The sequence below is a fragment of the Pseudomonas cistanchae genome (assembly GCF_054483635.1).
Map to the genome: position 1 here is coordinate 54,584 of NZ_JBTLWN010000007.1, position 26,820 is coordinate 81,403.

The window sequence follows — 26,820 nt, forward strand, 5'->3', positions numbered from 1 at the left end:
AAGGTGCGGGCGTGGCGCAACTGGGTGGAAAGTGAGTTGAGCTTCGAGCGGGAAAAGCGCGTCGCCAGCCGCAGCTGATCGCCGCGACCAGCGTGGGGTGCGCCGTGCGCACCAACTCAGACCTAAGAGGAAGCTGGTGCGCATGGCGCACCCTACGGTTGAGCCTGGCCCAGCTCCGGCGTTGGAGCGCAGCAAGGTGCAGGCCTGGCGCACCCTACAGGCTCAACGTGTGAATCAGCTTTCCGGCAGCTCGTAGGCGTAGATCTTCTCGGCCTGCATCTGATAGCCGGCTTCGGCCAGTTCGCTGCTGGTCTGCTCCACCTTGAGCGGGCCTTCGACCCAGAACGGTTGATACAAAGCGTCGAGCAGCACGCCCAGCTCGCTGGTGACATGCACGATCTGGTTGGACGGCGGTGGCGGCACGTGGATGCAGGCGCCGAAGTAGGGCACCAGCAGAAATTCGGTCACTCGGCCCTCGTCAGTCACGTCCAGCGGCACGATATACCCCGGCAGCTTGACCGCTTGGCCGTCCAATGCTTCGACCACAGGGGCCGCCGGCGATTGCTGCGCCGCAGCCGGACCTGATTCCGCCAGCGCATCAGCCAACTGGGAGAGGTCGTGCATGGGGGCTGGCTCGACGATCTGCGGCGGCGCGTCGGCGGGCACCATATCCGACCACGCCAGCTCGCGCGCCTCGGCGGCCGACAACGGCGCGCTCAGGGCAACAAGCACAGCGGCAAGCAGGGGACGGAACATGGCATTACCTCGTACGCAAATAAACGGAAGCGTTGATCTCGAACCGGTTTGGCACCCCGACGAGTTACAAGCGAATCGACAGACCATCAGCCAGCGATTGCCGGTAGGCCCGCCAGGCCGGCACGCAGCCCATCAGCAGGGCGGCCGCCAGAATAGCGCCGAGCAGCGTCCACTCATAGGTCGTTGGCGAGTTAAGCGGCAGATAAAGCCCGTAGTTAGCCTGCACATAGCTTTGCGCCGTAGCGATTCCGGCGTACAGCAATAATAGGCCGAGCAGTACCCCAGCCAGTGCCAGGGCAAAGGCTTCCAATATCAGCAGACTGGCGATATGCCAAGGCCGGGCGCCCACCGAACGGAGAATCGCCATCTCCCGGCGGCGTTCGTTGAGGCTGGTGAGGATCGCCGTGAGCATGCCGATCAGCCCGGTCAGCACGACGAACAGCGAGACCACGAACAGTGCTTTTTCCGCCGTGCCCATCAGGCTCCAGAGTTCCTGCAGGGCGACGCCGGGGAGAATTGCCAGCAACGGCTCGCCGCGAAATTCGTTGATCTCGCGCTGCAGGCTGAAGGTGGCGATCTTGCTGTTCAAACCCAATAGGAACGCAGTGATCTGCTTGGGCTGCAAATCCATATTTCTGGCTTGCTCGGCGCTGACTACCCCGGCGCCGCGGGCCGGCATGCCGTTCTGCCAGTCGATATGCAGCGCTTCCATCCCGCCCAGGGAAATATGCAGGGTGCGATCCACCGGTGTGCCGGTGCGTTGCAGAATGCCGACCACGGTAAAGGGTTTATCGTCGTGCTTGACCAGGCTGATGGTCGCCACGCCATGGGCCAGCACCAGTTTCTCGCCGATGCTGTACTTCAGCGCCTGCGCTACTTCCGCGCCCAATACCACCTCGAAGGGATCGTCCGCGAAGGCGCGGCCCTGCTCGATCTTCAGGGCGTGGCTGCGGGCATAGCGATAGTGTTCGAAGTACGCCGGGCTGGTGCCCATTACCCGGTAGCCGCGGTGCGAGTCGCCGAGGGAAATCGGAATCGCCCATTTGACCTGACGGTGCTGGGCAAACTGCTCGAAACTGTCCCAGCGAATATTGTTGGTGGCGTTGCCGATGCGGAACACCGAATACAGCAGCAGGTTCACGCTGCCCGAGCGCGCACCGACGATCAGGTCGGTGCCGCTGATGGTATTGGCAAAGCTGGCGCGTGCTTCGGTACGCACCCGCTCGACCGCGAGCAACAAACACACAGAAAGCGCGATGGCGAACACCGTCAGCCAGGCGGTAAAACGGCGGTTGCCCAGGCTGGCCAGGGCGAGGCGCAGTAGATACATCGTTAAATCTCCGCCAGGCGGGTGGCGCGGTTGAGTTCCGCCAACGACAGGCTGCGGTCGAACAGCCGCGCCAGGCTTTGGTCGTGGCTGACAAACAGCAGGCTGGAACCCGCCTCTCGGCATTCGGCGAACAGCAGTTCGAGAAAGGCTTCGCGGGCATCGGCATCCAGGGCGGAGGTGGGCTCGTCGGCGATCACCAGCTCCGGCTGGCCGATCAGCGCGCGGGCGGCGGCCACCCGTTGCTGTTGGCCGATCGACAGCTCACCGGCACGCCGTTCCAGCAGGCTGGCTTGCTGCAAACCAAGGTGGGCGAGCAGGGCGGCTGCGGCGTTGCCGACACTGCCATGCCGCTGAATTGCACGGTCGGCGCGTAGTTTGGAGAAATGGCAGGGCAGCTCGACGTTCTCGCGTACCGAGAGAAACGGCAGCAGGTTGAACTGCTGGAAGATATAGCCAGTGTGATCGACACGAAAACGGTCGCGGGCGCCAGCGGATAACTGGCTCAAGTCCTGGCCGAGCAGCTGAATGCTGCCGCGGTTGGGCTTCTGCACGCCGCCGAGCAGGCCGAGCAGGGTGGTCTTGCCGCTGCCGCTCGGGCCTTTGAGAAACAGGCTTTCGCCGCGCTGCAGGGTGAACGCGTCGATGTCCAGCAGTTCGGTCTGGCCGGGCCAGGCAAAACCGAGATTGGACAGTTGGATCAGGGCTGAACTCATGGAGGAACTCGTTTGGCGCCTAGGGTGGATCGGGACGCGTAGCTGATGCTCTTTTCATCCACCACAAAACCAGTGGATGGGTAACGCGTCATCCACCCTAGGTTACATCGGCAAATCAGAAACTCAGGGTCGGCTGTGCGTGCGTCAGTTCCACGCCTTGCTGGCCGTTCGGGCCGATCAGTTGTACCTGAATTTTCTCGGTGGCGGGGAAGCGCTCGAACAGTTCGCTAAGGTTCAATTGTTTCAGCTCGCCGGGCTTTTTGCAGTCGAGCCGGTAGTGCGCGTGGATTTCGCTGTGCTCGCTGTCTTTGTCGTGGTCGTGATGGCTTTCATGTTCGTCGTGTTCAAACAGCGGGCTTTCCAGTTCCGCTTCGCTCACGCTGCAATCGCCCGCACTCAATGCAAACAGGGCCAGCGGATCTTGCAGCTGGCTGCGTGCAGCCGCGGCCTTGGCTTTATCGGCTTCGCTCTCGGCGGCATGCTCGAAACCCACCAGGTTCATTGCCGGGCTTTCCAGCTGCAGCTCTAGGGCTTGGCCATCGAGCACCACGTTGAGCAGCGCGACACCATGTTCGTGGGCATCCAGGCTGGCATGTTCCTCGTGAGCATGACTGTGCTCATGGTCGTGATCGCTGGCATAGAGGGCGCTCAATGGCAGCATGGCAAATGGCAGAGCAAGCAGTAGGCGGCGCATAAACGTCTCCGATTTACTAAAATTTATCGTTACGTTATAACAACTTTATCTGCGCAGATCCAGCATCGCTTGGCGGACCGCCTTCGGCGTGGGAGCATGCCTGCAGCTGATACGAGGTGGGATTATGGTGCGAATTCATGGGCGAGTCGGCGAGTGGTCGGTTGATCTGACGATCGAGTTGGACGCGCAGGACTGGGCGCATCTGGCTCAGCACCTTGCAGTCGAGCCGTGCGCCGAGCCACGCCCGATGCCGGCGTCTCCAGGCAACGATGGGTTATGGCAAACCACCCTGGAGCTGCTGCGCCAGGCCGGCCAGCTTGAGGGGCCGCAGCTGCTGGAGCAACTGGCCGGCTTGGCGGGTGGTGAGGTGGCGGGCAAGCGGCTGTTGGTGCGCCTGCGTCATTGCGCGCAGGTGCGGGTGGAAGCGGGCGCGGATGCGCCCATTTATCGCTGGGTCGGTTAGTCGCCGCAGGTGGGTCGGGTCAGTAGATCGCCTGATACAGCTTGCGGCGATATGCCGTTACCAGCGGGTGGTCATTGCCCAGCAGGTCGAATACCTGCAACAGGGTTTTGTGCGGCAGGCCGTCGGCGTAGTTGCGGTTGCGGACAAACAGCTTGAGCAGCGCATCCAGTGCCGGCTCGTAGTGCTGACGGGCCAGGTGCTGAATCGCCAACTGGTAGCTGGCTTCGTCGTCCTCACCATTTTGCGCCAGGCGAGTTTTCAGGCTGGCCACCTCCGGCAGGTCGGCCGCCTGGCGCAGGAAGGTCAGCTGCGCACGGGCACCGGCCAACGCCTGCTTGTGTTCATCGCCCTTGACGGCATCGAGTACTGCTTGCGCTTCGTCCAGCGCACTGCGCTCGGCCAGGCAGCGCGCATACAGAATCAGCGCCGCAGCCTGTTCGTTGTTTTCCGTCAGCAACACCTTGAGCAGTGCTTCGGCATCGGCGAAACGGCCTTCACCGAACAGCGCCTGGGCCGCTTCCATCGGGTCGGCCGTGGCAGGCGCAGGCTCGGCGACGTGGGGTTTGAGCATTTCGCGGATTGCCGACTCCGGTTGCGCACCGGTAAACCCGTCCACCGGCTGGCCATTCTTGAACAACACCACGGTTGGCAGGCTGCGAATGCCGAAGCGCGCGACTATGTCCTGCTCAACGTCGCAGTCGACCTTGGCCAGCAACAGTTCGCCCTGATACCCCTCGGTAATCTGTGCCAGCAGCGGCATCAGCGCTTTGCACGGTGCGCACCATTCGGCCCAGAAATCCACCAGCACAGGCTTATGAAAGGAATTCTCGATCACCAGTTGTTCGAAGCTGGCAGTGCCGGCGATATCAAAGATGTAGGGTGAGTCGCTCATGGTCGGTCTCGTGGGCGAAATGATGTGGACTATAAGTGTGGGCGCTGGGCGCCGGTTACAAGTCAGCCGTTCAGGCGCTCGGCATGATAGAGGCTGACGTGGCGAAACTCTGCAGGTTCGGCCAGGTCCGGCCAGGTGCTGGCCTCCATCTGGCCGAGGCGGATGTACAGCGGATGATTGAAATCGCGCACTCGCGAGTCGGCCACCAGAGCCTGGCGCCCGCGGCTGAGGAACTGGTCGAGCAGCGGCAGGTTGGCGCGGTCGTAGAGTACGTCGGCGACGATGATCAGATCGAAACGGTCGGCCTCGGCAAAAAAATCCGCGGAGTAGCTCAGCTCGACCTCGTTCAGCGCCGCGTTGGCTCGGCAGGCTGCGAGTGCCAGCGGGTCGAGGTCGCAGGCCACCACTTCGCGCGCACCCGCTTTCGCCGCGGCAATTGCCACCACGCCGGAGCCAGCACCGAAATCCAGCACTCGTTTGCCGCGCACCCATTCGGGGTTTTCGGCCAGCCAACGGGCCAGCACCAGGCCGCTGGCCCAGCAGAAGCTCCAGTAGGGCGGCTCTTCGAGGATGCGGCGGGTTTCTTCCGGGCTGAAGGCGCGGTCCATGTTCTGCGCGTCGATCAGCCACAACTGGATATCGCTGCCGGGCAGGGCGGTTGCACTGAGCTGGGCGTCGCCAAGCAACTCGTTCAGCGCGCCCTGCAGCGCGGCGGGGGCTGTCACGGCGCGGGGACCATGGGCAACTCGCCGAGGTCCTGGCTCTGCGCCTGGCGAATCGTCTGCGGCTGCAAGCGCAGAATCAGGCGACCGGCCTGATGGGCGCGACCGTGCAGCTCGATCCGGGTGTGCCTGTTGAAGGTCTCCGGGTTGAACGGCAGGCGGAACGGCACGGCTGCGCCGGTACCGCGCAACTGGATATTGCCGAGCAGCGTCTGCGGTCGGCCCTTGTCGTCGACGGCGAGCATTGCCAGTTCGACGTCGGCCGCAGTCGGCACGTTCAGCAGGCTGCCGGTGAGTTCGCGCTGATGGGCGGGTGTCGGCGGTAGTGCTGTCGGAGCAGCGGGCGGCGTCGGCGGTGCTGGGGCGGGTGGCGGAGCATCACTGGCGCATGCCGCCAACAGGCCGGTCAAGCTGAGCAAAAGCAACGGGCGCAACGGCGTTTGAGCATTCATCAGGGCAGTCAACCAAGCAGGTGGGGACCGCGCCTGTATACCGCAAAGCCGGTGGCTTGTCTTGCCTACGGGATGCGCTACCATGGCGCTTTTACGTCTAAGGCTGGCTTTATTTATGCACTGTCCCTTCTGCGGTGCCAATGACACCAAGGTGATCGACTCGCGGTTGGTCGCCGAGGGCGAACAGGTGCGTCGCCGCCGCGAATGCGTTGCCTGCGAAGAGCGCTTCACTACGTTCGAAACCGCCGAGCTGGTGATGCCGCGTCTGATCAAGCAGGACGGCAGCCGGCAACCCTTCGACGAGGACAAGCTGCGTGCCGGCATGCAGCGCGCGCTGGAAAAGCGCCCGGTCAGCATCGAGCGGCTAGAAGCGGCCATCGCCCATATCAAACACAAGCTGCGCGCCACTGGCGAGCGGGAAATCAAGTCGCTGGTGCTGGGCGAGCTGGTGATGAGTGAGCTGCAAAAACTTGATGAGGTTGCCTACATTCGGTTCGCTTCGGTGTACAAACGCTTCCAGGACCTCAACGAGTTCCGCGAGGAAATCGACCGTCTGTCCCGCGAACCCACCAAAGGCTGATGATGAATTCCGATCACGCCTTTATGGCCCGCGCGCTCGAGCTGGCGCGCAAGGGCCTGTATTCCACCCACCCCAACCCCCGTGTCGGCTGTGTGATCGTCAACGCCGGGGTGATCGTCGGCGAAGGCTGGCATGCGCGAGCCGGCGAGCCGCACGCCGAGGTGCACGCATTACGCCAGGCCGGCGCCAAGGCGCACGGCGGCACCGCTTACGTCACCCTTGAGCCCTGCAGTCATCATGGCCGTACGCCGCCCTGCGCCGATGCGCTGGTTGCCGCGGGTGTGAGCCGGGTGGTGGCGGCCATGCAGGACCCCAACCCTGAAGTATCAGGACGCGGACTGTTGCGCCTCATGCATGCCGGCATCGCCGTGCAGAGCGGCGTGCTGGAAGCCGAAGCGCGGGCGTTGAATGCGGGATTCATCAAGCGCATGGAGAGCGGCCTGCCGTTCGTCCGTGCCAAGCTGGCGATGAGTCTGGATGGCCGTACCGCCATGGCCAGCGGCGAAAGCCAGTGGATTACCGGGCCGGCTGCGCGTTCGGCGGTGCAGCGATTGCGCGCCCGTGCCAGCGTAGTGTTGACCGGCGCCGACACGGTGCTGGCTGACAACGCACGACTGACTGTGCGTCCTGAAGAACTGGGGCTAGGCGCGGAACTGACCGCGCTGGCAATCACCCGACCGCCCTTGCGCGTGCTGGTCGATGGTCGCCTGCGAGTGCCGCTGAGCGCCGCGTTCTTCCAGGCCGGCGCTGCCATGGTGGCGACCTGCGCGGCTGCGGTGGCGCGTGATCGCTATCTGGACGACGGCCACGAGCTGCTGGCCGTGCCGGGTAGCAATGGCCATGTCGACCTGCGCAAGCTGCTGGCCGAGCTGGCGGCCCGTGGCGCCAACGAAGTATTGCTCGAAGCCGGGCCGCGGCTGGCAGGCGCCTTCGCGCGTTTGGGCTTGATCGACGAATACCAGCTGTTCGTGGCGCCGAAGCTGCTGGGCTCCAGCGCACGGCCGTTGCTCGACTTGCCGCTGGCGCGCATGGCCGAGGCGCCCGAGTTGAAGATCGTCGAAATGCGCGCCGTCGGCGACGATTGGCGAATCATTGCGGTACCGCAGCGCGGCGACTGATTCTGGCGGCGCTGACCGTCGTTTTCGCGCATGCAGGCGCGCGGCAATTATGGTAAAACGCTTGGCGGCTGCGGAAGCAGCCGTAACGTTCTCAGGGCGGGGTGTAATTCCCCACCGGCGGTAATGACGTCGAGAACCTGTTTTAGATCTGCTACGCGTCGGCCATACGGCGTTGAAATTGTGCTCGGGCTGCTCAGTTACAGCTTGTAAACTCCGCGCCCTCGCCCAATTTCGCCTTGTATGGCTCTAGCTCGCGAGATCTAAAATCAGGTTCTTTGTCTAGCCCGCGAGCGCTTGGGCTGGTTGCGAAAGCAAACCAGGCAAGGTCAGCAGACCCGGTGTGATTCCGGGGCCGACGGTTAAAGTCCGGATAAAGAGAGAGCGGGATTCCCTCCAGGGGCGTGGCGTAGCTGCGCCTGCGAAATCCCTATCGATCCGAAACGCCCTGTTTGTTCCCAAACAGGAGTGCGTAGTGATGTCTTGTGCTTTTCTTTCCGTCAGCGGCTATGTCCGCTCGGGCGGCGTGTCGCCATTAGGGGAGGTCTGATGTTTACCGGAATCATCGAAGCGATTGGCAGTATCCGGGCCTTGAGTCCCAAGGGCGGCGATGTGCGGGTGTATGTCGAAACCGGCAAGCTCGACCTGGGCGACGTCAAACTGGGCGACAGCATCGCGGTCAATGGCGTGTGCCTGACTGCCGTGGAGTTGCCGGGCGACGGTTTCTGGGCTGACGTCAGCCGCGAAACCCTGGCGCATACCGCCTTTATCAGCATGAAGGCCGGTAGCAAGGTCAACCTGGAAAAGGCCCTGACCCCGACCAGCCGGCTCGGCGGCCATCTGGTCAGCGGCCACGTCGACGGTGTCGGTGAAGTCATCGCCCGTGCCGACAATGCCCGTGCCGTGCAATTCAAGATCCGCGCGCCGCGCGAGCTGGCCAAGTACATCGCGCACAAGGGTTCGATCACTGTCGATGGCACCAGCCTCACCGTCAATTCGGTGAATGGCTCTGAATTCGAGCTGACCATAGTGCCGCACACCCTGGCCGAGACCATCATGATCGACTACCGCCCCGGCCATCAGGTCAACCTCGAGGTCGATCTACTGGCGCGTTACCTGGAGCGCCTGCTGCTCGGCGACAAGGCCGCCGAGTCCTACGCCTCCGGCATGACTGAAAGCTTTCTGGCCGAACACGGCTACCTGAAGAATTAAGGAAACAGCAGCATGGCGCTCAACAGCATCGAAGAACTGATCGAAGACATCCGCCAGGGCAAGATGGTCATCCTGATGGATGATGAAGACCGCGAAAACGAAGGCGATCTGATCATCGCCTCCGAGTGCGTCCAAGCCGAACATATCAACTTCATGGCGCGCTTCGCCCGCGGCCTGATCTGCATGCCGATGACCCGCGAGCGCTGTGAAACCCTCAAGCTGCCGCTGATGGCGCCGCGCAATGGCTCCGGCTTCGGCACCAAGTTCACCGTTTCCATCGAGGCCGCAGAAGGCGTCACCACCGGTATCTCCGCGGCCGACCGTGCGCGTACTGTGCAGGCCGCTGCGTCGAAAAGCGCCAAAGCTGATGACATCGTCAGCCCCGGTCATATCTTCCCGCTGATGGCTCAGCCGGGCGGCGTGCTGGCGCGCGCCGGCCATACCGAAGCGGCCTGCGACCTGGCGCGCATGGGCGGTTTCGAGCCGAGCGGGGTGATCTGCGAAATCATGAACGACGACGGCACCATGGCCCGTCGCCCCGAGCTGGAAGAATTCGCCAAGGCCCACGACATCAAGATCGGCACCATCGCCGATCTAATTCATTACCGCTTGATCCACGAGCGTACCGTCGAGCGCGTCAGCGAGCAGGTGCTCGACAGCGAACTGGGCCAGTTCAACCTGGTGACCTACCGCGACTCGGTGGAAAACGACGTGCACATGGCACTGACCCTCGGCACCATCTGTGCCGAAGAGCCGACGCTGGTGCGGGTGCACAACATGGACCCACTGCGCGACCTGTTTATGGTCAACCAGCCGGGCCGCTGGAGCCTGCGTGCCGCCATGACCCAGGTGGCCAAGGATGGTAGCGGCGTGGTGCTGCTGCTCGGCAATCCGCTGACCGGCCCCGACCTGCTGGCGCACCTGGAGCGGCAACTGGGCAACGAGGCGAAAGTGGTTAGCCCGACGACCTACAGCACCGTCGGTGCCGGTTCGCAGATCCTCCGTGACCTCGGCGTGCGCAAGATGCGCCTGATGAGTTCGCCGATGAAGTTCAATGCGATATCCGGCTTCGACCTGGAGGTTGTAGAATACCTGCCCGCCGAATAACGGCCGAAGGGGCGCTGCCCTGGCAGTACGCAGCGCCGCATCAGGCCTGATCGTCAATTTCGGGGTGCGCAGTGGCGCGCCCTGGCTCTTTAAGCACTATGAGAACTCGCTATGACCCTGAAGACCATCGAAGGTACTTTCATCGCCCCCAAGGGCCGTTTCGCCCTGGTCGTCGGCCGTTTCAACAGCTTCGTCGTCGAAAGCCTGGTGAGTGGCGCCGTTGACGCACTGGTGCGCCATGGCGTGAGCGAAGATGACATCACCATCATCCGCGCGCCGGGTGCCTTCGAAATTCCGTTGGTGGCGCAGAAGGTCGCGCAGCGTAGCGAGTTCAGCGCAATCATCGCCCTCGGCGCGGTGATCCGTGGCGGTACTCCACACTTCGAATACGTCGCCGGCGAGTGCACCAAGGGCCTGGCCCAGGTGTCCATGGAATTCGGCGTGCCGGTAGCCTTCGGCGTACTGACCGTGGACTCCATCGAGCAAGCCATTGAGCGTTCCGGCACCAAGGCCGGCAACAAAGGCGCCGAAGCTGCGCTCTCCGCCCTGGAAATGGTCAGCCTGCTGGCGCAGTTGGAGGCCAAGTGAGCCAGAACGACAACAACGGGCAAACGCCGCAGGCGCCGAAAGGTCCCAAGGCGCCCAGCGGCAAGATCCTCGCTCGTCGTCAGGCGCGCACTTTGGCCATGCAAGCCTTGTATTCCTGGCACATGGCCGGCCAGCAGCTGAACGAAATCGAAGCGCAGTTCCGCGTCGACAACGATTTCAGCGCGGTCGATGGTGCCTATTTCCACGAGATCCTGCACGGCGTGGCGCGGCAGAAAACCGAGATCGACGGCGCCTTCGAACCGTTGCTTGATCGTCCGATCGCCGAGATCGATCCGGTCGAGCTGGCAATCCTGCGCCTGTCGACCTTCGAACTGAAAAACCGCATCGATGTGCCGTACCGCGTGGTGATCAACGAAGGCATCGAACTGGCCAAGGTATTCGGCGCCACCGACGGACACAAATTCGTCAACGGCGTGCTGGATAAGCTCGCGCCGCAGCTGCGCGCGGTTGAAGTTCGCGACCACAAGCGTTAAGACCCTTGGGCGAGTTCGAGCTGATTCGCCACTACTTCGCCGCCGCGCCCTGTGCGCAAGGTGGCGAGGGTGTGGCGCTGGGCATTGGCGATGACGGTGCCTTGCTCGATTTGTCGCCGGGCGAACAGCTGGCGATTTCCACCGACACCCTGGTTGCCGGGGTGCACTTCCCCGAATCCTGCGACCCCTTTCTGCTTGGCCAGCGTGCCCTCGGCGTTTCGGTCAGCGACCTGGCGGCGATGGGCGCCACACCGATTGGCTTCACCCTGGCCATCACCCTGCCGAATGCCGATGCCGCCTGGCTGCAGGCCTTCGCCTCCGGGCTTGATCGGATGGCACAGGCGTGCGCCATTCGCTTGATCGGCGGCGATACCACCCGCGGCCCCCTGAGCCTGACGTTGAGCGTGTTCGGCCGTGTACCCAGCGGCATGGCCCTGACTCGCGGCGGCGCTCAGGAGGGTGATCTGCTTTGCGTGGGCGGTGATCTGGGCGATGCGGCGGGCGCTCTACCGCTGGTGTTGGGGCAGCGCGAGGCACCGGCGGCAATCGCCGAGCCCCTGCTGGCGCGCTACTGGGCGCCGCAACCACAGCTTGCACTTGGTCAGGCGCTGCGTGGCAATGCGACGGCCGCGCTGGATATTTCCGATGGGCTGCTTGCCGATTGCGGTCATATCGCCACGGCTTCTCAGGTAGCGTTACAGATCGACCAGGCGCGTGTTCCACTCTCCGCCGCGCTGATAGCTCTTGCCGGGCAGGAAGCCGCTCTGCACTATGCTTTGGCCGGTGGCGACGATTACCTGCTGGCGTTCACGCTGCCGGTGGCTCGGTTGCTCGATATGCAGGCTGCTGGCTGGCCCGTTCGTGTCATTGGCCGCGTTGTCGCCGGCGTCGGTGTGCAGCTGTTGGATGCCGATGGCCTGGAGATTCGCCCGCCGCGCAGCGGCTACCAACATTTTGGACTTTCTAGTGACTGATAATCCCAACCAGGTTCCTGCCGAGTTCGTGCCACCTTCCGTATGGCGCAATCCCTGGCATTTCATCGCCTTCGGTTTCGGCTCGGGTACCTTGCCGAAAGCACCGGGTACCTGGGGTTCACTGGTGGCGCTGCCGTTCATTCCACTGCTGCAGATGCTGCCCGACTGGGGCTACTGGCTGACACTCGGGATCGCCATGCTGTTCGGCGTGTGGCTGTGCGGCAAGGTCACCGCTGACCTGCGCGTGCACGATCACGAGGGCATTGTCTGGGATGAGATGGTCGGCATGTGGATCACCCTGTGGCTGGTGCCCGAGGGATGGGGCTGGTTGCTGCTAGGCTTTCTGGTGTTCCGCTTGTTCGATGTGATCAAGCCCTGGCCGATCAGCTGGATCGACCGCCACGTGCACGGTGGGTTTGGCATCATGCTCGACGACGTGCTGGCCGGCGTGTTCGCCTGGCTGGCGATGCAAGGGCTCGTCTGGGGCTGGAGTCACGGTGTTGCTACGGCGCTCGGGTTCTGAGCGTGCTGGGGTCCGCTATGAGAAGTTGGTGGTTCGTTGTGCTGATTGCCGCGCTGTGTGCCATCAACGCGCGCGCCGAGCAGCCTCTGCCGGAGGAAATACGCCTGGCCAGCGAGGCGTGGGAAGGCCACACCGGCGCCGACGGCAAGGGCATGGCATGGGATATCCTGCGCCTGGTGTTCGAGCCGGCAGGCATCAAGCTGACGATCCAGAGCGTGCCCTATATGCGCTCCATCGGACTGGTCCAGCGGGGTGAAGCCGATGCCTGGGTGGGCTCCTACCGCGATGAAGTCGACACTGGCGTGGTCTATCCGCACTGGCATTACGATGCAGATCAGATCAGCGCCCTGAGTTTGCGCGAGCGCCCGGTCCCGACTTTGGCGACCTTGAAGGACTTCCGCCTGGTATGGATGCGCGGCTACGAATATCAGCGTTATTTGCCAAACCTGAAGCAGTACCAGGAAGTTCATCGGCGTAACAGTATTCTGGACATGCTCAACCACCAGCGCGCCGATTTCTACATCGATGCCCGCAGCGAGATTGATGATCTGCTGCGCGATGCCGGTGGCGAGTCGCGCTATCGGGTCACCGACCTGACCAGCCTGCCGGTTTATCTGGGGTTCGCGGATAACCCGCGGGGCCGCGCGTTGGCCCGGTTGTATGATCAGCGTATGGCGGAATTGGTCAGTCAGGACCGTTTTCAGCCGATCTTCAAACGCTGGCAGCAACCGTATCCCTTCGATTGAGGAACGAGACGTTTGGCTTACTTGCTGAAGTTATTCTGCGCGGCGCTGGCCTTGAGCGCTTCCACACTTGGCGTCGCTGCGTCGCAGGTGTTGGTGGTGGGGCTGTTCCCCGGTGCGGCGGTGCTCAATGTCGATGGCCAGCGCAAGCTGGTGAAGGTCGGCGAAACCGGACCTGGCGGGGTCGTGGTGATCAGCGCGGACAGCCGCGGTGCGGTGCTTCGGGTTGACGGTGTGGAGCGCAGCTACGGGCTCGCTCGGGAATACAGCGAGGGCTTCGCCGCGCCGGTCACGCGCCAGCTGAGTATCGCCAAAGGCATTGGCGGGCATTATTGGGTCGCCGGCTCGGTCAACAGCCAGCCCGTGCAGTTTCTGGTGGACACCGGCGCCACCTCAATTGCCCTGAACGATTCGCACGCTCGCCGGCTGGGCATCGACTACCGCGTCACCGGCCGCCCGCTCACGGTCAATACCGCCAGCGGCACCGCGCGCGGCTGGAGAGTCGATCTCAACAGCGTCAAGGTTGGCACCATCGAACTGCTCGGCGTCGAGGCCGTGGTGCTGGAAGGCAACTCGCCGGGCGAAGCCCTGCTCGGCATGAGCTTCCTCAGTCGCGTTGGCTGGCGCGTCGAACAGGACATGCTGGTGCTGGAATCCAAGTAATAGAGTCGCATTGAAGCGCGCAGCCATTCGATCCTTATCATCGACAATTCAGGCTGACCGGCCGCCAGAGCCTGCTGTTACAATGCGCCGCTCGTATTTCCTCCGTTTTCCTACCTAGGAGCATCCGGTGTCTGTCGTGTTCGTCGCCGCCTCCCTACTGCCTACGCCGTTCGGCACCTTCACCATGCATGGCTTTCTTGAAGAGGCCACCGGCAAGGAGCACGTCGCCCTGACCTTTGGCGATGTCAGCGATGGTGCCCCGGTACTTGGACGCCTGCATTCCGAATGCCTGACCGGTGACGCGCTGTTCAGCCTGCGCTGCGATTGCGGGTTCCAGCTAGAAGCGGCGTTGCGGGCGATTGCCAGCGAAGGCCGTGGCGTGCTGCTGTATCTGCGTCAGGAAGGCCGCGGTATTGGTCTGTTGAACAAGATCCGCGCCTACGAGCTGCAGGACGGCGGCGCCGATACCGTGGAAGCCAACGAGCGTCTGGGCTTCGGGGCTGACCAGCGCGATTATGCGATCTGCCAGCCGATGCTCGATCACCTCGGCATCCGCTCGCTCAAGCTGATGACCAATAACCCGCGTAAGGTCAAAGCGCTGGGCGACATGGGTGTCCGGGTCTCGGCGCGGGTGCCGCTGCAGATCGATCATAACCCGCACAACCAGAAGTACCTCGCGACCAAGGCCGGCAAGCTCGGGCACATGCTCGGCAGCCTGCACCAGGGCGAGGTCGAGGAAAGCCTGTGACCCGCAGCCAGGTGCGCCTCCGCCTGGCGCTGGCGTGGTGGCGTCAGCTGGGCTACACCCTGGCGCCGCTGTTGCTGCTCAATGTGCTGTTCGGCGCAGGCCAGCAAACCGGGGTGATGACCATGCCGCTGTTCATCGCCGGCCTGGCCTCGATGTTCGTCAGCCTGCCACTGTTCGGCGCCTACAAGCGGGCTCTGGTCGCGACTGAGAAGGCTCTGGATACCGAGGCGGAACCCGCCGCCTGGCTGGAACTGGCACGCTGCCGGCGCCTGGCCTTTCTCGGCGCCGGCCTGCCGGCCTGGGTCGCCGCCGTCGCGGTGCTCGGCGGATTGGAAGCCATCCCCCTGATGCTGCTGGCGCTGTCCAGCGTCGTGCTGCTCTGTCTCTACCGTATTCCCCGTCAGCTCGGCTGATGATTCGTCTGTTCGCCTGTCTACTCGGCTTGCTGGCGTGGCCGGCGCTGGCCGTCGAACGGGTCGTCAGCCTGGCGCCGTCCTTGAGCGAGATCGTTCTCGAACTCGGTGCCGCCGATCTGTTGGTCGGGGTATTGGACGGCGGCGAGCGGCCGCCGGCCCTGGCCCACGTTCCTTCGGTGGGCCGCTACGGCCAGCTGGAAATCGAGAGCCTGCTGCAGCTGCAGCCCGACCTGATTCTGCTCTGGCCGGACAGCATCAGCGCTGCGCAGCGCGAGCAATTGCAGCGTTTCGGCATCCCGTTGTTGATCACCGAACCGCGCAAGCTGGCGCACCTGGCCCAACAGTTCGACGAAATAGGCGCACGGCTCGGCCGGACAGAGCAGGGCCGGCGCCTGCGTGAGGAATTCAGCACGCACCTGGCGGCTCTCAGCGCACGTTATCGCCGCGAGCAACCCGTGCGGGTGTTCTATCAGCTCTGGGACAAACCGCTGTACACCATTGGCGGCCAGCAGATCATCAGCGATGCCTTGCGAGTCTGTGGCGGTGAAAACGTCTTCGCCGATCTCGAATTGCCGGCCCCGCAGGTCAGTATCGAAAGCGTGCTGCAGCGCGACCCCGAGGTAATCATCGCCGGCACGGCCGAACAGCTCCACGCCTGGCAGCGCTGGCCACAGTTAACCGCAGTGGCACGTGACCAGCTCTGGCAGGTCCCCAATAAAGGCCTGGAGCGGCCGAGCTTCCAGATGCTGGCGGCAACGGAACAGCTGTGCGAGCTGCTGGCCAAGGCGCGGTGACAGGGGCAGCCTGATAGCCCGAGGCGCTGCCGGGTCGCCGGCAAGCAGTCGCAGTGCTAGAGCTTCGGCGTCCAGGTCAGCGAGAGCAGGCCACTACGGCCTTCTTCGCGGAAACCGAAACGAGTCACGCTGCTGAAAAACTCATCATTCGGTCGTGGATAGGTGGCCTGGGCGTACGCCTTGTCCAGCAGGTTGTCGACCTTGACCTGCCAGAGCAACTCCTCGGTCATCCGCCAACTGCCGCGCAGGCCGAGCAGGCCGTAACCGGCCACTTCAAGGGTGTTGCCGGTGTTGTCGTAACGACGAGAGACCGCTTGCCAGCCAAGACCCACACCGAAGTCGCCGAACTGGCGGTCGAGGTCGACGCTCAGGTTGCGTTTGGCGCGGCGGGGCAGGGTATGGCCGGTCTCGCGGTCGCGCGGGTCGACCCAGCCGGCGGCCACGACCGTCTGCCAGCCGAACATGTCTCGGCGCACGCTCAGTTCAAGGCCTTGCAAGCGCGCCTCGCCAATGTTCTGCGGCTGGCTGAAAAAGGTCACCGGATCGCTGACAACTGCTATCAGGTCCTCTACCTCGGTGCGATAGGCCGACACGCTCCATTGCGTATTCAGATGCTCGCCGCGCAGTTGTACCTCGACGGTTTTCGAGCGTTCCGGGGTCAGTTTCGAGTTGCCGCCATAGAACATGTCTGTCGGGAAATACAGGTCGTTGAAGGTGGGCGCGTGAAAGCCTTCACCGTAGCTGAGGATCAGGTCCGTCCGCTGATCGAGATTCACCGTCAGTGCCGCGTTGAGTGTTTCCTCACTGCCGAACTGCTCGTTGTCGTCGTGGCGTAATCCGATTTCGCTGGCGAAGCCGTTACCTTGATAGCGGTGCTGAACGAAAACCGCCTTATTCCAGCGTTCGGTCTGGCTGAATGCCGTGCTGCTGGTCAGGCGATCTTCGTACCAGTCGGCGCCCAGCAGCAGTTGCTGCGTGTCGCTCACGCGCAGGGTATTCAGCCAGTTGAGCGAGTCGCGGTAGGAGTTGAAGGCGAAATTGTTGGAGGCGTTGAACGCATCGCTGTTTTCGCTTTTGTCCTCGATATGGCCAAGTTCCAGGCGGCTGGTCCAAGTGTCCAGCAGCGCTGCTTCGAGATGACCGGTGACGCTGGAAAGACTGAAGCGTTCGCTCGGGTTGCCGGGTTCAAAACTGAACACATCGTCATATTCGGTATTGCCGCTTTGATGGAGTGCATTCAGGCCAGCGCTCAGACGCTCGTTGAACCGATGCTGTAGGTTCAGGTTGAGGGCTTTGCGGCGTATGCCGTCGTGGTCCGCATCGCGCCCGCGCGAGTCTTCGGAGCGGTCGAACCCTGCCGACTCGTCAAGGCTGGCGCCCAGGTCGAAACGGGTGGTGGCATTTCCGCCGGATAGGCCGAGGTTGCGTTCGAAGCGTTGCTGGGTTCCCGCCGCCAGCTGCAGTCGCGGCTGCAGGCCGGCTTCGCCACGCCGGGTGAATATCTGAATCACCCCGCCGATGGCATCGGCGCCATAGAGGGCGGAGCGCGGGCCGCGAACCACTTCCACCCGCTCGATCTGCTCCGTACTCAGAAACTCAAGTCGGGCCAGGCCACTGGCGGCCGCATTGAGACGAACTCCGTCGATCAACACCAGCGTCTGGTTGGAGTTGGCGCCCCTCAGGAACACGCTGGTCAGGCTGCCACGCCCGCCGTTCTGCACGATCGAAACGCCGGGAACGCGCGCAAGCAGCTCGGTCACACTGCGCGCCTGCAGTCGCTCGATATCGGCACGGGTGAATACGCTGGTCGCTGCGGTCGCTTGCTGACGGGCTTCGGTCTGGCGACCGGAAGTCACCACCAGAGCGGGGAGTTTGAGCGCATCCAGCGATGCACTGGAATCATCGCCGTGGGCAATCAGTGGCAGCAAGGCCACGGCCAGGGCAATCGGGGAGCACTTCATCGATAGATCCTCAAAAGATGGAAAACTTTTGAGGAGGGCAGGGGCAAGCACGGCAAGGAGGCGACAGCCAGCGCTTGACGGTGATGCCCTCCGCAACACCAGTCACTTCGCGCCGAGGCAGGTCTCCGGGCTGCCGACTACACCTTGCCACCTTCCCAGGCGAACCCAGTGGTCTTGGCGAAAGGCTGCGCTTGCGCGCTGTCGGTTACCGTTGCGGGGGCAGCGCAGGCTTTGCGACGGTCGTGATCGACAGCGGCGCACCTGCTTCCCTTTTCACGCTGCTGGTTTGGCAGCGACCTCGGACAAGTAAAACGCGCGCACCTTAAACGCACGCGAGGGCTAAAGCAATTCAGCTGGCAGGGCGGACCAACCGCGTTAGCGCATGTCCGCCTGTGGCCGGCAGCTCATCACGCTTGCAGCATGGCCATGCGCTGGCGGACCGCCGCTTCTATACCCGCAGCATCCAGCCCGCATTCGGCGAGCATCTGTGCCGGTTTGGCGTGCTCGACGTAGTAATCCGGCAAGCCCAGGTGCAGTACCGGCTTGAGCAGGTTTTCGCGGGCAAGGAATTCGCTGACCGCGCTGCCGGCGCCGCCCATCACGCTGTTCTCTTCAATCGTCACCAGCAGCTCGTGGCTGTCGGCCAGCTGGCGCACCAGCGCTTCGTCGAGCGGTTTGACAAAGCGCATATCGACCACGGTAGCGTCGAGCGCTTCACCGACCTTGAACGCCTCGCTCAGCTGTACGCCGAATACCAGCAGCGCCGCTTGGTTGCCTTGACGGCGGACGACGCCCTTGCCGATTTCCAATGGCTCCAGGCCCGGCTCGATAGCCGCGTTGGGACCACTGCCGCGTGGATAGCGAACCGCCGCCGGGCCGTCGAACAAGTGGCCGGTGGTGAGCATGCGGCGCAGCTCGTTTTCATTGCTCGGCGTCATCACCAGCATGCCGGGGATGCAGCGCAGGTAGGACAGATCGAAGCTGCCGGCGTGAGTCGGGCCGTCTTCGCCGACCAGGCCGGCGCGGTCGATGGCGAACAGTACGTCGAGGTGCTGCACCGCAACGTCATGGATCAGTTGGTCGTAAGCGCGCTGCAGGAACGTCGAGTAGATCGCCACCACCGGTTTCGCGCCATCGCAGGCCATGCCGGCGGCGAGGGTCACGGCGTGCTGCTCGGCGATGGCCACGTCGAAATAACGCTCCGGGTAGCGTTCGCTGAACGCCACCAGGTCGGAGCCTTCCTTCATCGCCGGGGTGATGCCGACCAGGCGCGGGTCGGCCGCGGCCATGTCGCACAGCCACTGGCCGAACACGCTGGAGTATTTCGGCCCGCTGGGCTGCTTCTGAACGCAGGGCGCAGCTGGCGACACCTTGACCGGTTCGAGCTTGGTGATGGCGTGATAGCCGATCGGGTCGACCTCGGCGGGCGCGAAGCCCTTGCCCTTCTTGGTGATCACATGGAGGAACTGCGGGCCATCGAGGTCGCGCATGTTGCGCAGGGTGGCGAGCAGGATCGGCAGGTCATGACCGTCGATGGGGCCGATGTAATTCCAGCCCAGCTCCTCGAACAGCGTGCCGGGGACCAGCATGCCCTTGGCGTGTTCTTCGGTCTTGCGGGCGATTTCCCAGGCGCCGGGCAGGCGCGAGAGGATTTTCTTGCTGCCCTCGCGCATGCTCGCGTAGGTGCGGCTGGAGAGAATCTTGGCCAGGTAGTTGGACAGGCCGCCGACGTTCTGCGAGATCGACATGTCATTGTCGTTGAGGATCACCAGCATGTTGGCGTTGACGTCGCTGGCGTGGTTGAGCGCCTCGAAGGCCATGCCCGCGGTCAGGGCGCCGTCGCCGATCACCGCGACCGCCTTGCGCTTGCTGCCCTGCAGGCGCGCGGCGATGGCCATGCCCAGCGCCGCACTGATGCTGGTGCTGGAATGGCCGACGCCAAAGGTGTCGTACTCGCTCTCGACGCGCCGCGGAAAGGCGGCAATACCGTCCTTCTGGCGCAGGCTGCCCATGCGCTCGCGACGGCCGGTGAGGATCTTGTGCGGATAGGCCTGGTGGCCGACATCCCATACCAGACGGTCGTCCGGCGTATCGAAAACGTAGTGCAGCGCGATGGTCAGTTCGACCACGCCCAGGCCCGCGCCGAAGTGGCCGCCGGTCTGCCCCACCGTGTACAGCAGGTACTGGCGCAATTCGTCGGCCAGGGTTTCCAGCTCGGCCTCGCCCAGCCGGCGCAGCAGATCCGGCGTGTCCGCACGGTCTAGCAAGGGCGTTAGCGGGCGTTCGCGGGGAATCTCGTGGAAGGTCGTCGGCATCAGGCTGATCGTTATGGGTAAAAGATGCGGCAGTTTACCTGAAAGCGCTCGCAAGCTTTAAGCCCGCATCCGCACTCGGTGCGCAGTGCATGGCGTCGCGGGCGTCGCAAAAGCTGGGCTTAATGGCGCAATTTTGCTCTTAGCAAGCGCAGGCTTTGCCGTTACACTGCGCGGCCTTCAAGCCCGCGCCGCCCAGCGCGGGTGCGCTGCCCCTGCCAGAGTGGGGCTTCGCGGTCGATTGCCCCTCGGGGCGTCAGTCGACCAGTCGCTATCCTGACCCCTTCGAGGACAAGCCGGTGGTCAAGAAAGCTTCCTCATTTGCCGGCCTTGGCGGCCTGGTGTACTCCACCGAAAGCGGTCGGCATTGCCCTGACTGCGGTCAGCCGGTGAACGCCTGCACCTGCAAGCAGACCCAGCTTCCGCAGGGCGACGGGATTGCCCGCGTGCGCCGCGAAAGCAAGGGCCGCGGCGGCAAGACGGTTACCACCATCGAGGGTGTGCCCCTGGCCGAAGAGCCGCTCCGCGAGCTGGCCAGCGCGTTGAAGAAACGCTGCGGTTGCGGAGGCGCCTTGAAGGACGGAGTGATCGAAATCCAGGGCGACCATGTCCAGCTGCTACTGGACGAATTGCTCAAGCGCGGCTTCAAGGCCAAGAAATCCGGCGGCTGACCCCGCACCTTCTAAACTTCCCCGGTGTCCACTGCCGGGCAATCGTCATTTCCAGACGTTAATCTGTATCCGCTCCGGCCCGACCAGAGCTTCTATCGCCAGCAAGGGAGACTTCGATGTCTGCACGACGCACACGTAAAGATGACGGCAGCCAATGGACAGTGGCGGACAGTCGCAGCGTCTATGGCATTCGCCATTGGGGCGCGGGCTATTTCGCGATCAATGACAAAGGCCGCGTCGAAGTGCGTCCCAATGGCCCGCACAGTACGCCGATCGACCTGTACGAACAGGTCGACGAGCTGCGCTCCAGCGGCCTCAGCCTGCCGCTGCTAGTGCGCTTCCCGGACATCCTGCAGGACCGCGTGCGCCAGCTGACCAGCGCGTTCGATGCAAACATCGCGCGCCTCGGCTACCAGAGTCAGTACACCGCGCTGTACCCGATCAAGGTCAACCAGCAGGAAGCGGTGGTGGAAAATATCATCGCCACGCAGAACGTTGCCATCGGCCTCGAAGCCGGCTCCAAGCCGGAGCTGATGGCCGTGCTGGCGCTGGCGCCGAAGGGCGGCACCATCGTCTGCAACGGTTACAAGGACCGCGAATTCATCAAGTTGGCGCTGATGGGGCAGAAACTCGGGCACAACGTGTTCATCGTCATCGAGAAGGAGTCCGAGGTGCAGCTGGTGATCGAGGAGGCGGCCGAACTCAAGGTCGCCCCGCAGATCGGCCTGCGCGTGCGCCTGTCGTCGCTCGCCTCGAGCAAGTGGGCCGACACCGGTGGTGAGAAGTCCAAGTTCGGCCTGTCGGCGGCGCAACTGCTGTCGGTGGTCGAGCGCTTCCGCGCCGCGGGCCTGGACCAGGGCATCCGCCTGCTGCATTTCCACATGGGTTCGCAGATCGCCAACCTGGGTGACTACCAGCAGGGCTTCAAGGAAGCCATCCGCTATTACGGCGAGCTGCGTGGGCTGGATCTGCCGGTCGACCATATCGACGTCGGCGGCGGTCTGGGGGTCGATTACGACGGCACTCATTCGCGCAACGCCAGTTCGATCAACTACGACATGGACGATTACGCCGGCGTGGTGGTGGGCATGCTCAAGGAGTTTTGCGACGCCCAGGAGCTGCCGCATCCGCACATCTTCTCGGAAAGCGGTCGCTCGCTCACCGCGCACCACGCGCTGCTGGTGGTGCAGGTCACCGACGTGGAAAAGCACAACGACGAAATCCCTCATGTAGAGGATGTCACCAGCCTGCCGGAGACCGTGCGCTACCTGGTCGAACTGCTCGGCCCGACCGACATCGAGATGGTCACCGAAACCTACTGGCGCGCCACCCACTACATGAGCGACGTGGCCAGCCAGTACGCCGACGGCAAGCTCAGCCTGACCGAAAAGGCCCTGGCCGAGCAGTGCTATTTCGCGGTCTGCCGGCGCCTGCATGACTCGCTCAAGGCCCGTCAGCGCTCCCATCGCCAGGTGTTGGACGAGCTCAACGACAAGCTCGCCGACAAATACATCTGCAACTTCTCGGTGTTCCAGAGCCTGCCAGATACCTGGGCCATCGGTCAGGTGCTGCCGATCCTACCGCTCAACCGCCTTGACGAAGAACCGCTGCGCCGCGCCGTGCTGCAGGACCTGACCTGCGACTCCGACGGCAAGATCCGTCAGTACGTCGATGAGCAGAGCATCGAGACCAGCCTACCGGTGCATGAAGTGCGCGAAGGCGAGGATTACCTGCTGGGGATCTTCCTGGTTGGCGCCTACCAGGAAATTCTCGGCGACATGCACAACCTGTTCGGTGATACCGACTCGGTGAACATCTACCAGAACGCCGACGGCAGTGTGTACCACGCCGGTATCGAAACCCACGACACCATTGAAGACATGCTGCGTTACGTGCACCTGTCGCCCGAGGAGTTGATGAACCACTACCGCGACAAGGTCGCCAGCGCCAAGATCAGCCCGCGCGAGCGCACCCAGTTCCTCGACGCGCTGCGTCTGGGGCTGACGCGCTCGTCGTACCTGTCGTCCTGAGAAGGGGCGGCGGCCTAGCTACCAAGGCCGAGTGAACAAATAAGGCTGAGTAAAAATGCCCGTCTCGATTGATACGGGCATTTTTTTGGCCAAACGGCAGGCATAAAAAAACCGGCTTGTGGCCGGTTTTTAGGGGGTGGTTTCGGCTTATTTTTGGTAAGCCGCTACCGCCTTCATGATTTCGGCGCGGGCCGCATCGGCGTTGCCCCAGCCTTCGACTTTGACCCACTTGCCCTTTTCGAGATCCTTGTAGTTCTCGAAGAAGTGCTTGATCTGCTCGAGCAGCAGGCCTGGCAGGTCGGTGTATTCCTTGACGTCCACGTACAGCTGGCTGAGCTTGTCGTGCGGCACGGCGATCAGCTTGGCGTCGCCGCCGGCTTCGTCGGTCATGTGCAGTACACCGATCGGGCGGGCGCGGATCACCGAGCCTGGCGCTACCGGGTAAGGCGTTACCACCAGCACGTCGAGCGGGTCACCGTCGTCGGCCAGGGTGTGCGGGATGAAGCCGTAGTTGGCCGGGTAGAACATCGGCGTGGCCATGAAGCGGTCGACCATCAGGCAGTCGGTTTCATGGTCGATTTCATATTTGATCGGCGCGTGGTTGGCCGGGATCTCGATGGCAACGTAGATGTCGTTCGGCAGGTCTTTGCCTGCCGGAATCTTGCTGTAGCTCATGGGTGACTCCCAGGGTGGGCCAAAAAAGTGGCGCGATTATAGGCATATTCCCCTGCCGTTGCCATGTCGGCTTGCTTAGCCATTGGTCGCGTCTGGGATCGCCACTGCCGTGGTGCGGTAGTCCGGGTGGGCTTCCTGCAACGCCTGCAGGCGAGCCAGCGGGTCTTGCCGGTAGAACAGCTTGAGCTGGGCATAAACCTGGGGAAATGCCTCGGCCAGCAGATCGGGGGCGCTGAAGAAGTATTCGCTGGTGACGGCGAAGAATTCCGCAGGGTCTTCCGCGGCATAGGGGTCGATGGCGCCCGGGGCGTCCGGGTTGGCATCCAGTTCGGCATTCAGCTGGTCGTACGCGCTCTGCATGGCGCTGGCCCAGTCGCCGATGCGCATGTCGCGGTGCAGCGGCGGCAGGCCGTTGGCGTCGCCATTGAGCATGTCCAGCTTGTGCGCGAGCTCGTGGATCACCAGGTTGTAGCCATCCCATTGGCCGCTGGCCTGCACGCCGGGCCAGGCGAGGATCACCGGGCCTTGTTGCCAGGCTTCGCCGCTGTGCTCGCCATCCCATTCGTGCACCACGCCGCTGGCATCGCGGTGGCGCTGCGGACTGACGAAATCATCCGGGTAGAGCACGATTTCGTGAAAACCCTGATACCAGTTGAGGTCGGCCAGGTTCAAGAGCGGCAGCTCGGCTTGCACGGCGAGCATCAGTCGCGCTTCGTCGCTCAGGGTCACCCCGGGCAAGGCGGTGAGGTGCTTGGCGTGGAGGAACAGCACCGCGCGCTCGCCGAGGCGCTGCAGCTCGGCGTCGCTCAGCCCATCGATGATCGGCAGTCGTTGCTGCACCTCGGCCCAGAGCGCGGGGTCGAGCGGGTTTTGCGCAAGGATGCGCTGGCGGCGCCAGGCGCGAAATGACCACATGGGGTTAACCGGATCAGGCGGCCGCTGCGCAGCCGCTCAGGTGAGGACGCGACGCCGGTGCGCGTCGCAGGTCGTCTCAGTGAATCAATTGCTGTCGATGGGCAGCAGGAAGTTCTTGAACTCGGTGTCTTCGACAAAGCCGATGGACTCGTACAGCTTGTGCGCCACCACGTTGTCGACGCTCGACGCCACGCGCAGGCGTACTGCGTTGGTTTCCTTGGCCATCTGCTTGGAGGTCTGGATCAGGCGGTCAGCCACCAGTTGCCGGCGAGCGTCTTCGCTGACGTAGATGTCGTTGAGAATCCACACGCGCTTGAGCGACAGCGAGGAATAACTGGAGTACAGCTGACAGAAGCCGAGGATCTTGTCGTCATCGTCGGCCATGGCCAGGTAAATGACGGATTCCTTGCGGCTGATCCGGGTTGCCAGAAATTTGCGCGAAGACTCGGGGTAAGGCAGCTGGCCGAACAGTTCGCGGTATTTGACGAACAGCGGGGTCAACTGGTCCAGGTGCTCCAGGGTGGCTTGGACGATGCGCATGTGAGGCCTCGGCTTGACTGAAATAAGGTGCTGCGGCAATGCCTAGGCTCTGCCGGTAGACGAGCCGATGCTGCCTTATGCTTTTCCAAAGCGCAATCCGAACAAGCGTTTGGCCGTGCTGGCTTCCTGGGGCGTGAGCGAGGCGAGGCTGGTCCTGCCGGCGTGTGCCGGCAGGGGGTTACATGCAAGTGGTCGCCAGGCCGCGATTAGAAAAAGCCCAGCGGGTTGATGTCATAGCTCACCAGCAGGTTCTTCGTTTGCTGGTAATGCTCGAGCGCCACCTTGTGGGTTTCGCGACCGACGCCGGACTTCTTGTAGCCACCAAACGCTGCATGGGCCGGGTATAGGTGGTAGCAGTTGGTCCATACGCGGCCGGCCTTGATCGCCCGGCCCATGCGGTAGGCGCGGTTGATGTCGCGGGTCCACAGGCCGGCGCCGAGGCCGAACTCGGTGTCGTTGGCGATCGCCAGGGCTTCGGCTTCATCCTTGAAGGTGGTGACGCTGACCACCGGGCCGAAGATCTCTTCCTGGAACACGCGCATCTTGTTGTGACCCTTGAGCAAGGTCGGCTGGATGTAATAACCGCCGGTCAGACTGCCGCTAAGTTTCTCCACCGCGCCGCCGGTCAGCAGTTCGGCGCCTTCCTGCTTGGCAATTTCCAGATAGGAAAGAATCTTGTCGAACTGCTGCTCGGAGGCCTGGGCGCCGACCATGGTGTCGGTGTCCAGCGGGTCGCCGCGTTTGATCTGCTCGACCTTCTTCATCACTTCCTTCATGAATGCCGGGTAGATCGATTCCTGCACCAGCGCTCGCGACGGGCAGGTGCACACCTCGCCCTGGTTGAAGAAGGCCAGCACCAGACCTTCGGCGGCCTTTTCGATAAAGCTCGGCTCGGCCTGCATGATGTCTTCGAAGAAGATGTTCGGCGATTTGCCGCCCAGCTCCACGGTCGACGGAATGATGTTCTCAGCCGCGCACTTGAGAATATGCGAGCCGACCGGGGTGGAGCCGGTAAAGGCGATCTTGGCGATGCGTTTGCTGGTTGCCAGGGCCTGACCCGCCTCCTTGCCATAGCCTTGGACCACGTTGAGCACGCCCGGCGGCAGCAGGTCGCCAATCAGTTCCAGCAGCACGCTGATGCCCAGCGGCGTCTGCTCGGCGGGTTTCAATACCACGCAGTTGCCGGCGGCCAGAGCCGGAGCCAGCTTCCAGGCGGCCATCAGCAGCGGGAAATTCCACGGAATGATCTGCCCGACCACACCGAGCGGCTCATGGATGTGATAGGCCACGGTGTTGCCGTCGATCTCGGCAGCCGAACCCTCCTGGGCGCGCAGGCAGCCGGCGAAGTAGCGAAAGTGGTCGGCGGCCAGAGGGATATCGGCATTCAGGGTTTCCCGCACCGCCTTGCCGTTGTCCCAGGTTTCGGTGATGGCGAGCATTTCCAGGTTGGCTTCAATGCGGTCGGCGATCTTCAGCAGAATCAGCGAGCGCTCCTGCACCGAGGTCTTGCCCCAGGCATCGGCGGCGGCGTGGGCGGCGTCGAGAGCCTTGTCGATATCCTCGGCTGTGGAGCGTGGAAATTCGGCAATCGGCAGACCGTTGACCGGCGAGGTATTGGTGAAGTACTGGCCGCTGACCGGCGCGACGAACTCGCCGCCGATGTAGTTGCCGTAACGCGCCTTGAAGGAAACGATGGCGCCTTCGGTACCGGGATGGGCGTAACGCATGCTGAGGATC

General features: G+C 63.3%; 29 protein-coding genes and 1 riboswitch. Of the genes, 16 read left to right on the forward strand and 13 right to left on the reverse strand.

The window, feature by feature from the left end; genetic code table 11:
• Positions 1 to 234 precede the first annotated feature (234 nt).
• The 4 genes from ACX0MV_RS18325 to ACX0MV_RS18340 form a co-directional block, all read right to left on the reverse strand.
• Positions 235 to 756, reverse strand: a complete 522-nt coding sequence (locus ACX0MV_RS18325; protein WP_458983936.1) for a DUF3299 domain-containing protein — start codon at positions 754 to 756, stop codon at positions 235 to 237.
• A gap of 64 nt (positions 757 to 820) precedes the next feature.
• Positions 821 to 2,086, reverse strand: a complete 1,266-nt coding sequence (locus tag ACX0MV_RS18330; protein ID WP_458983937.1) for an ABC transporter permease — start codon at positions 2,084 to 2,086, stop codon at positions 821 to 823.
• 2 nt (positions 2,087 to 2,088) lie between these two features.
• On the reverse strand, positions 2,089 to 2,799 hold the full coding sequence (locus ACX0MV_RS18335) for an ABC transporter ATP-binding protein (protein WP_458983938.1): 711 nt from the start codon (positions 2,797 to 2,799) through the stop codon (positions 2,089 to 2,091).
• Between the two features lie 115 nt (positions 2,800 to 2,914).
• Entirely contained in the window at positions 2,915 to 3,493 is a 579-nt protein-coding gene (locus ACX0MV_RS18340; protein WP_458983939.1) for a DUF2796 domain-containing protein, read from the reverse strand.
• A 124-nt stretch (positions 3,494 to 3,617) separates the two neighbouring features.
• Between ACX0MV_RS18340 and ACX0MV_RS18345 the strand changes: the two genes are divergently transcribed.
• Positions 3,618 to 3,956 (forward strand): hypothetical protein, encoded by a 339-nt coding sequence (locus ACX0MV_RS18345; protein WP_458983940.1) that lies wholly within the window; start codon positions 3,618 to 3,620, stop codon positions 3,954 to 3,956.
• Between the two features lie 19 nt (positions 3,957 to 3,975).
• Here ACX0MV_RS18345 and trxA read toward each other — a convergent pair whose 3' ends face one another.
• From trxA to ACX0MV_RS18360, 3 genes are all read right to left on the reverse strand, one after another.
• The gene (gene trxA, locus ACX0MV_RS18350) at positions 3,976 to 4,848 is read right to left on the reverse strand and encodes a thioredoxin (protein WP_458983941.1); all 873 of its coding nucleotides are present in this window, start codon (positions 4,846 to 4,848) and stop codon (positions 3,976 to 3,978) included.
• 62 nt (positions 4,849 to 4,910) lie between these two features.
• Positions 4,911 to 5,573, reverse strand: a complete 663-nt coding sequence (locus ACX0MV_RS18355; protein WP_458983942.1) for a class I SAM-dependent methyltransferase — start codon at positions 5,571 to 5,573, stop codon at positions 4,911 to 4,913.
• Positions 5,570 to 6,022 carry a YbaY family lipoprotein gene (locus ACX0MV_RS18360; RefSeq protein WP_458983943.1) on the reverse strand — a complete coding sequence of 151 codons (453 nt, stop codon included), beginning with the start codon at positions 6,020 to 6,022 and terminating at the stop codon, positions 5,570 to 5,572. The genes ACX0MV_RS18355 and ACX0MV_RS18360 overlap by 4 nt, the downstream gene beginning before the upstream one ends.
• A 115-nt stretch (positions 6,023 to 6,137) precedes the next feature.
• Here ACX0MV_RS18360 and nrdR point away from each other — a divergent pair, with 115 nt between their 5' ends.
• The 13 genes from nrdR (at position 6,138) to ACX0MV_RS18425 (ending at position 15,979) form a co-directional block, all read left to right on the forward strand.
• On the forward strand, positions 6,138 to 6,602 hold the full coding sequence (gene nrdR, locus ACX0MV_RS18365) for a transcriptional regulator NrdR (RefSeq protein WP_458983944.1): 465 nt from the start codon (positions 6,138 to 6,140) through the stop codon (positions 6,600 to 6,602).
• Positions 6,602 to 7,720, forward strand: a complete 1,119-nt coding sequence (gene ribD / locus ACX0MV_RS18370; RefSeq protein WP_458983945.1) for a bifunctional diaminohydroxyphosphoribosylaminopyrimidine deaminase/5-amino-6-(5-phosphoribosylamino)uracil reductase RibD — start codon at positions 6,602 to 6,604, stop codon at positions 7,718 to 7,720. Before nrdR ends, ribD begins: the two co-directional genes overlap by 1 nt.
• 546 nt (positions 7,721 to 8,266) lie before the next feature.
• A complete protein-coding gene (locus ACX0MV_RS18375) occupies positions 8,267 to 8,929 on the forward strand; it encodes a riboflavin synthase (RefSeq protein ID WP_458983946.1) in 663 nt (220 codons plus the stop codon).
• Positions 8,930 to 8,941: 12 nt separating this feature from the next.
• A complete protein-coding gene (ribBA, locus tag ACX0MV_RS18380; protein ID WP_458983947.1) occupies positions 8,942 to 10,036 on the forward strand; it encodes a bifunctional 3,4-dihydroxy-2-butanone-4-phosphate synthase/GTP cyclohydrolase II in 1,095 nt (364 codons plus the stop codon).
• A gap of 111 nt (positions 10,037 to 10,147) precedes the next feature.
• The gene (gene ribH / locus ACX0MV_RS18385; protein ID WP_298140534.1) at positions 10,148 to 10,624 is read left to right on the forward strand and encodes a 6,7-dimethyl-8-ribityllumazine synthase; all 477 of its coding nucleotides are present in this window, start codon (positions 10,148 to 10,150) and stop codon (positions 10,622 to 10,624) included.
• Entirely contained in the window at positions 10,621 to 11,118 is a 498-nt protein-coding gene (gene nusB, locus ACX0MV_RS18390) for a transcription antitermination factor NusB (RefSeq protein ID WP_458983948.1), read from the forward strand. The genes ribH and nusB overlap by 4 nt, the downstream gene beginning before the upstream one ends.
• A 5-nt stretch (positions 11,119 to 11,123) precedes the next feature.
• Complete coding sequence (gene thiL / locus ACX0MV_RS18395) at positions 11,124 to 12,092, forward strand: thiamine-phosphate kinase (RefSeq protein WP_458983949.1); 969 nt, start codon at positions 11,124 to 11,126, stop codon at positions 12,090 to 12,092.
• The gene (locus tag ACX0MV_RS18400) at positions 12,085 to 12,615 is read left to right on the forward strand and encodes a phosphatidylglycerophosphatase A family protein (RefSeq protein ID WP_458983950.1); all 531 of its coding nucleotides are present in this window, start codon (positions 12,085 to 12,087) and stop codon (positions 12,613 to 12,615) included. The genes thiL and ACX0MV_RS18400 overlap by 8 nt, the downstream gene beginning before the upstream one ends.
• 17 nt (positions 12,616 to 12,632) lie before the next feature.
• Positions 12,633 to 13,361, forward strand: coding sequence for a substrate-binding periplasmic protein (locus tag ACX0MV_RS18405; protein WP_458983951.1), 729 nt, complete (start codon positions 12,633 to 12,635; stop codon positions 13,359 to 13,361).
• A gap of 21 nt (positions 13,362 to 13,382) precedes the next feature.
• A complete protein-coding gene (locus tag ACX0MV_RS18410; protein WP_458984219.1) occupies positions 13,383 to 14,021 on the forward strand; it encodes a retropepsin-like aspartic protease family protein in 639 nt (212 codons plus the stop codon).
• 127 nt (positions 14,022 to 14,148) lie between these two features.
• Positions 14,149 to 14,769, forward strand: coding sequence for a GTP cyclohydrolase II (gene ribA / locus ACX0MV_RS18415; protein WP_458983952.1), 621 nt, complete (start codon positions 14,149 to 14,151; stop codon positions 14,767 to 14,769).
• Positions 14,766 to 15,182: an MFS transporter gene (locus ACX0MV_RS18420; RefSeq protein WP_458983953.1), complete on the forward strand. Its 417-nt coding sequence runs from the start codon at positions 14,766 to 14,768 to the stop codon at positions 15,180 to 15,182. The genes ribA and ACX0MV_RS18420 overlap by 4 nt, the downstream gene beginning before the upstream one ends.
• Positions 15,182 to 15,979, forward strand: coding sequence for a cobalamin-binding protein (locus tag ACX0MV_RS18425; RefSeq protein ID WP_458983954.1), 798 nt, complete (start codon positions 15,182 to 15,184; stop codon positions 15,977 to 15,979). The genes ACX0MV_RS18420 and ACX0MV_RS18425 overlap by 1 nt, the downstream gene beginning before the upstream one ends.
• Positions 15,980 to 16,035: 56 nt before the next feature.
• On the opposite strand, the gene ACX0MV_RS18430 is transcribed toward ACX0MV_RS18425, so the two are convergent.
• Positions 16,036 to 17,940: a TonB-dependent receptor domain-containing protein gene (locus tag ACX0MV_RS18430; RefSeq protein ID WP_458983955.1), complete on the reverse strand. Its 1,905-nt coding sequence runs from the start codon at positions 17,938 to 17,940 to the stop codon at positions 16,036 to 16,038.
• Positions 17,941 to 18,039: 99 nt separating this feature from the next.
• Positions 18,040 to 18,256: riboswitch (cobalamin riboswitch) on the reverse strand.
• Between the two features lie 91 nt (positions 18,257 to 18,347).
• Positions 18,348 to 20,255 (reverse strand): 1-deoxy-D-xylulose-5-phosphate synthase, encoded by a 1,908-nt coding sequence (dxs, locus tag ACX0MV_RS18435; RefSeq protein ID WP_458983956.1) that lies wholly within the window; start codon positions 20,253 to 20,255, stop codon positions 18,348 to 18,350.
• 296 nt (positions 20,256 to 20,551) lie between these two features.
• Here dxs and ACX0MV_RS18440 point away from each other — a divergent pair, with 296 nt between their 5' ends.
• A complete protein-coding gene (locus tag ACX0MV_RS18440) occupies positions 20,552 to 20,923 on the forward strand; it encodes a translation initiation factor Sui1 (protein WP_458984220.1) in 372 nt (123 codons plus the stop codon).
• 116 nt (positions 20,924 to 21,039) lie between these two features.
• The gene (speA, locus tag ACX0MV_RS18445; RefSeq protein ID WP_458983957.1) at positions 21,040 to 22,953 is read left to right on the forward strand and encodes an arginine decarboxylase; all 1,914 of its coding nucleotides are present in this window, start codon (positions 21,040 to 21,042) and stop codon (positions 22,951 to 22,953) included.
• Between the two features lie 147 nt (positions 22,954 to 23,100).
• Here speA and ppa read toward each other — a convergent pair whose 3' ends face one another.
• The 4 genes from ppa to exaC all read right to left on the reverse strand — a co-directional run bounded on the left by ppa (position 23,101) and on the right by exaC (position 26,810).
• A complete protein-coding gene (ppa, locus tag ACX0MV_RS18450) occupies positions 23,101 to 23,628 on the reverse strand; it encodes an inorganic diphosphatase (protein ID WP_458983958.1) in 528 nt (175 codons plus the stop codon).
• A gap of 75 nt (positions 23,629 to 23,703) precedes the next feature.
• Complete coding sequence (locus tag ACX0MV_RS18455; protein WP_458983959.1) at positions 23,704 to 24,543, reverse strand: M90 family metallopeptidase; 840 nt, start codon at positions 24,541 to 24,543, stop codon at positions 23,704 to 23,706.
• Positions 24,544 to 24,627: 84 nt separating this feature from the next.
• The gene (locus ACX0MV_RS18460) at positions 24,628 to 25,083 is read right to left on the reverse strand and encodes a GNAT family N-acetyltransferase (RefSeq protein ID WP_458983960.1); all 456 of its coding nucleotides are present in this window, start codon (positions 25,081 to 25,083) and stop codon (positions 24,628 to 24,630) included.
• Between the two features lie 206 nt (positions 25,084 to 25,289).
• Complete coding sequence (gene exaC, locus ACX0MV_RS18465) at positions 25,290 to 26,810, reverse strand: acetaldehyde dehydrogenase ExaC (protein ID WP_458983961.1); 1,521 nt, start codon at positions 26,808 to 26,810, stop codon at positions 25,290 to 25,292.
• Positions 26,811 to 26,820 lie beyond the last annotated feature (10 nt).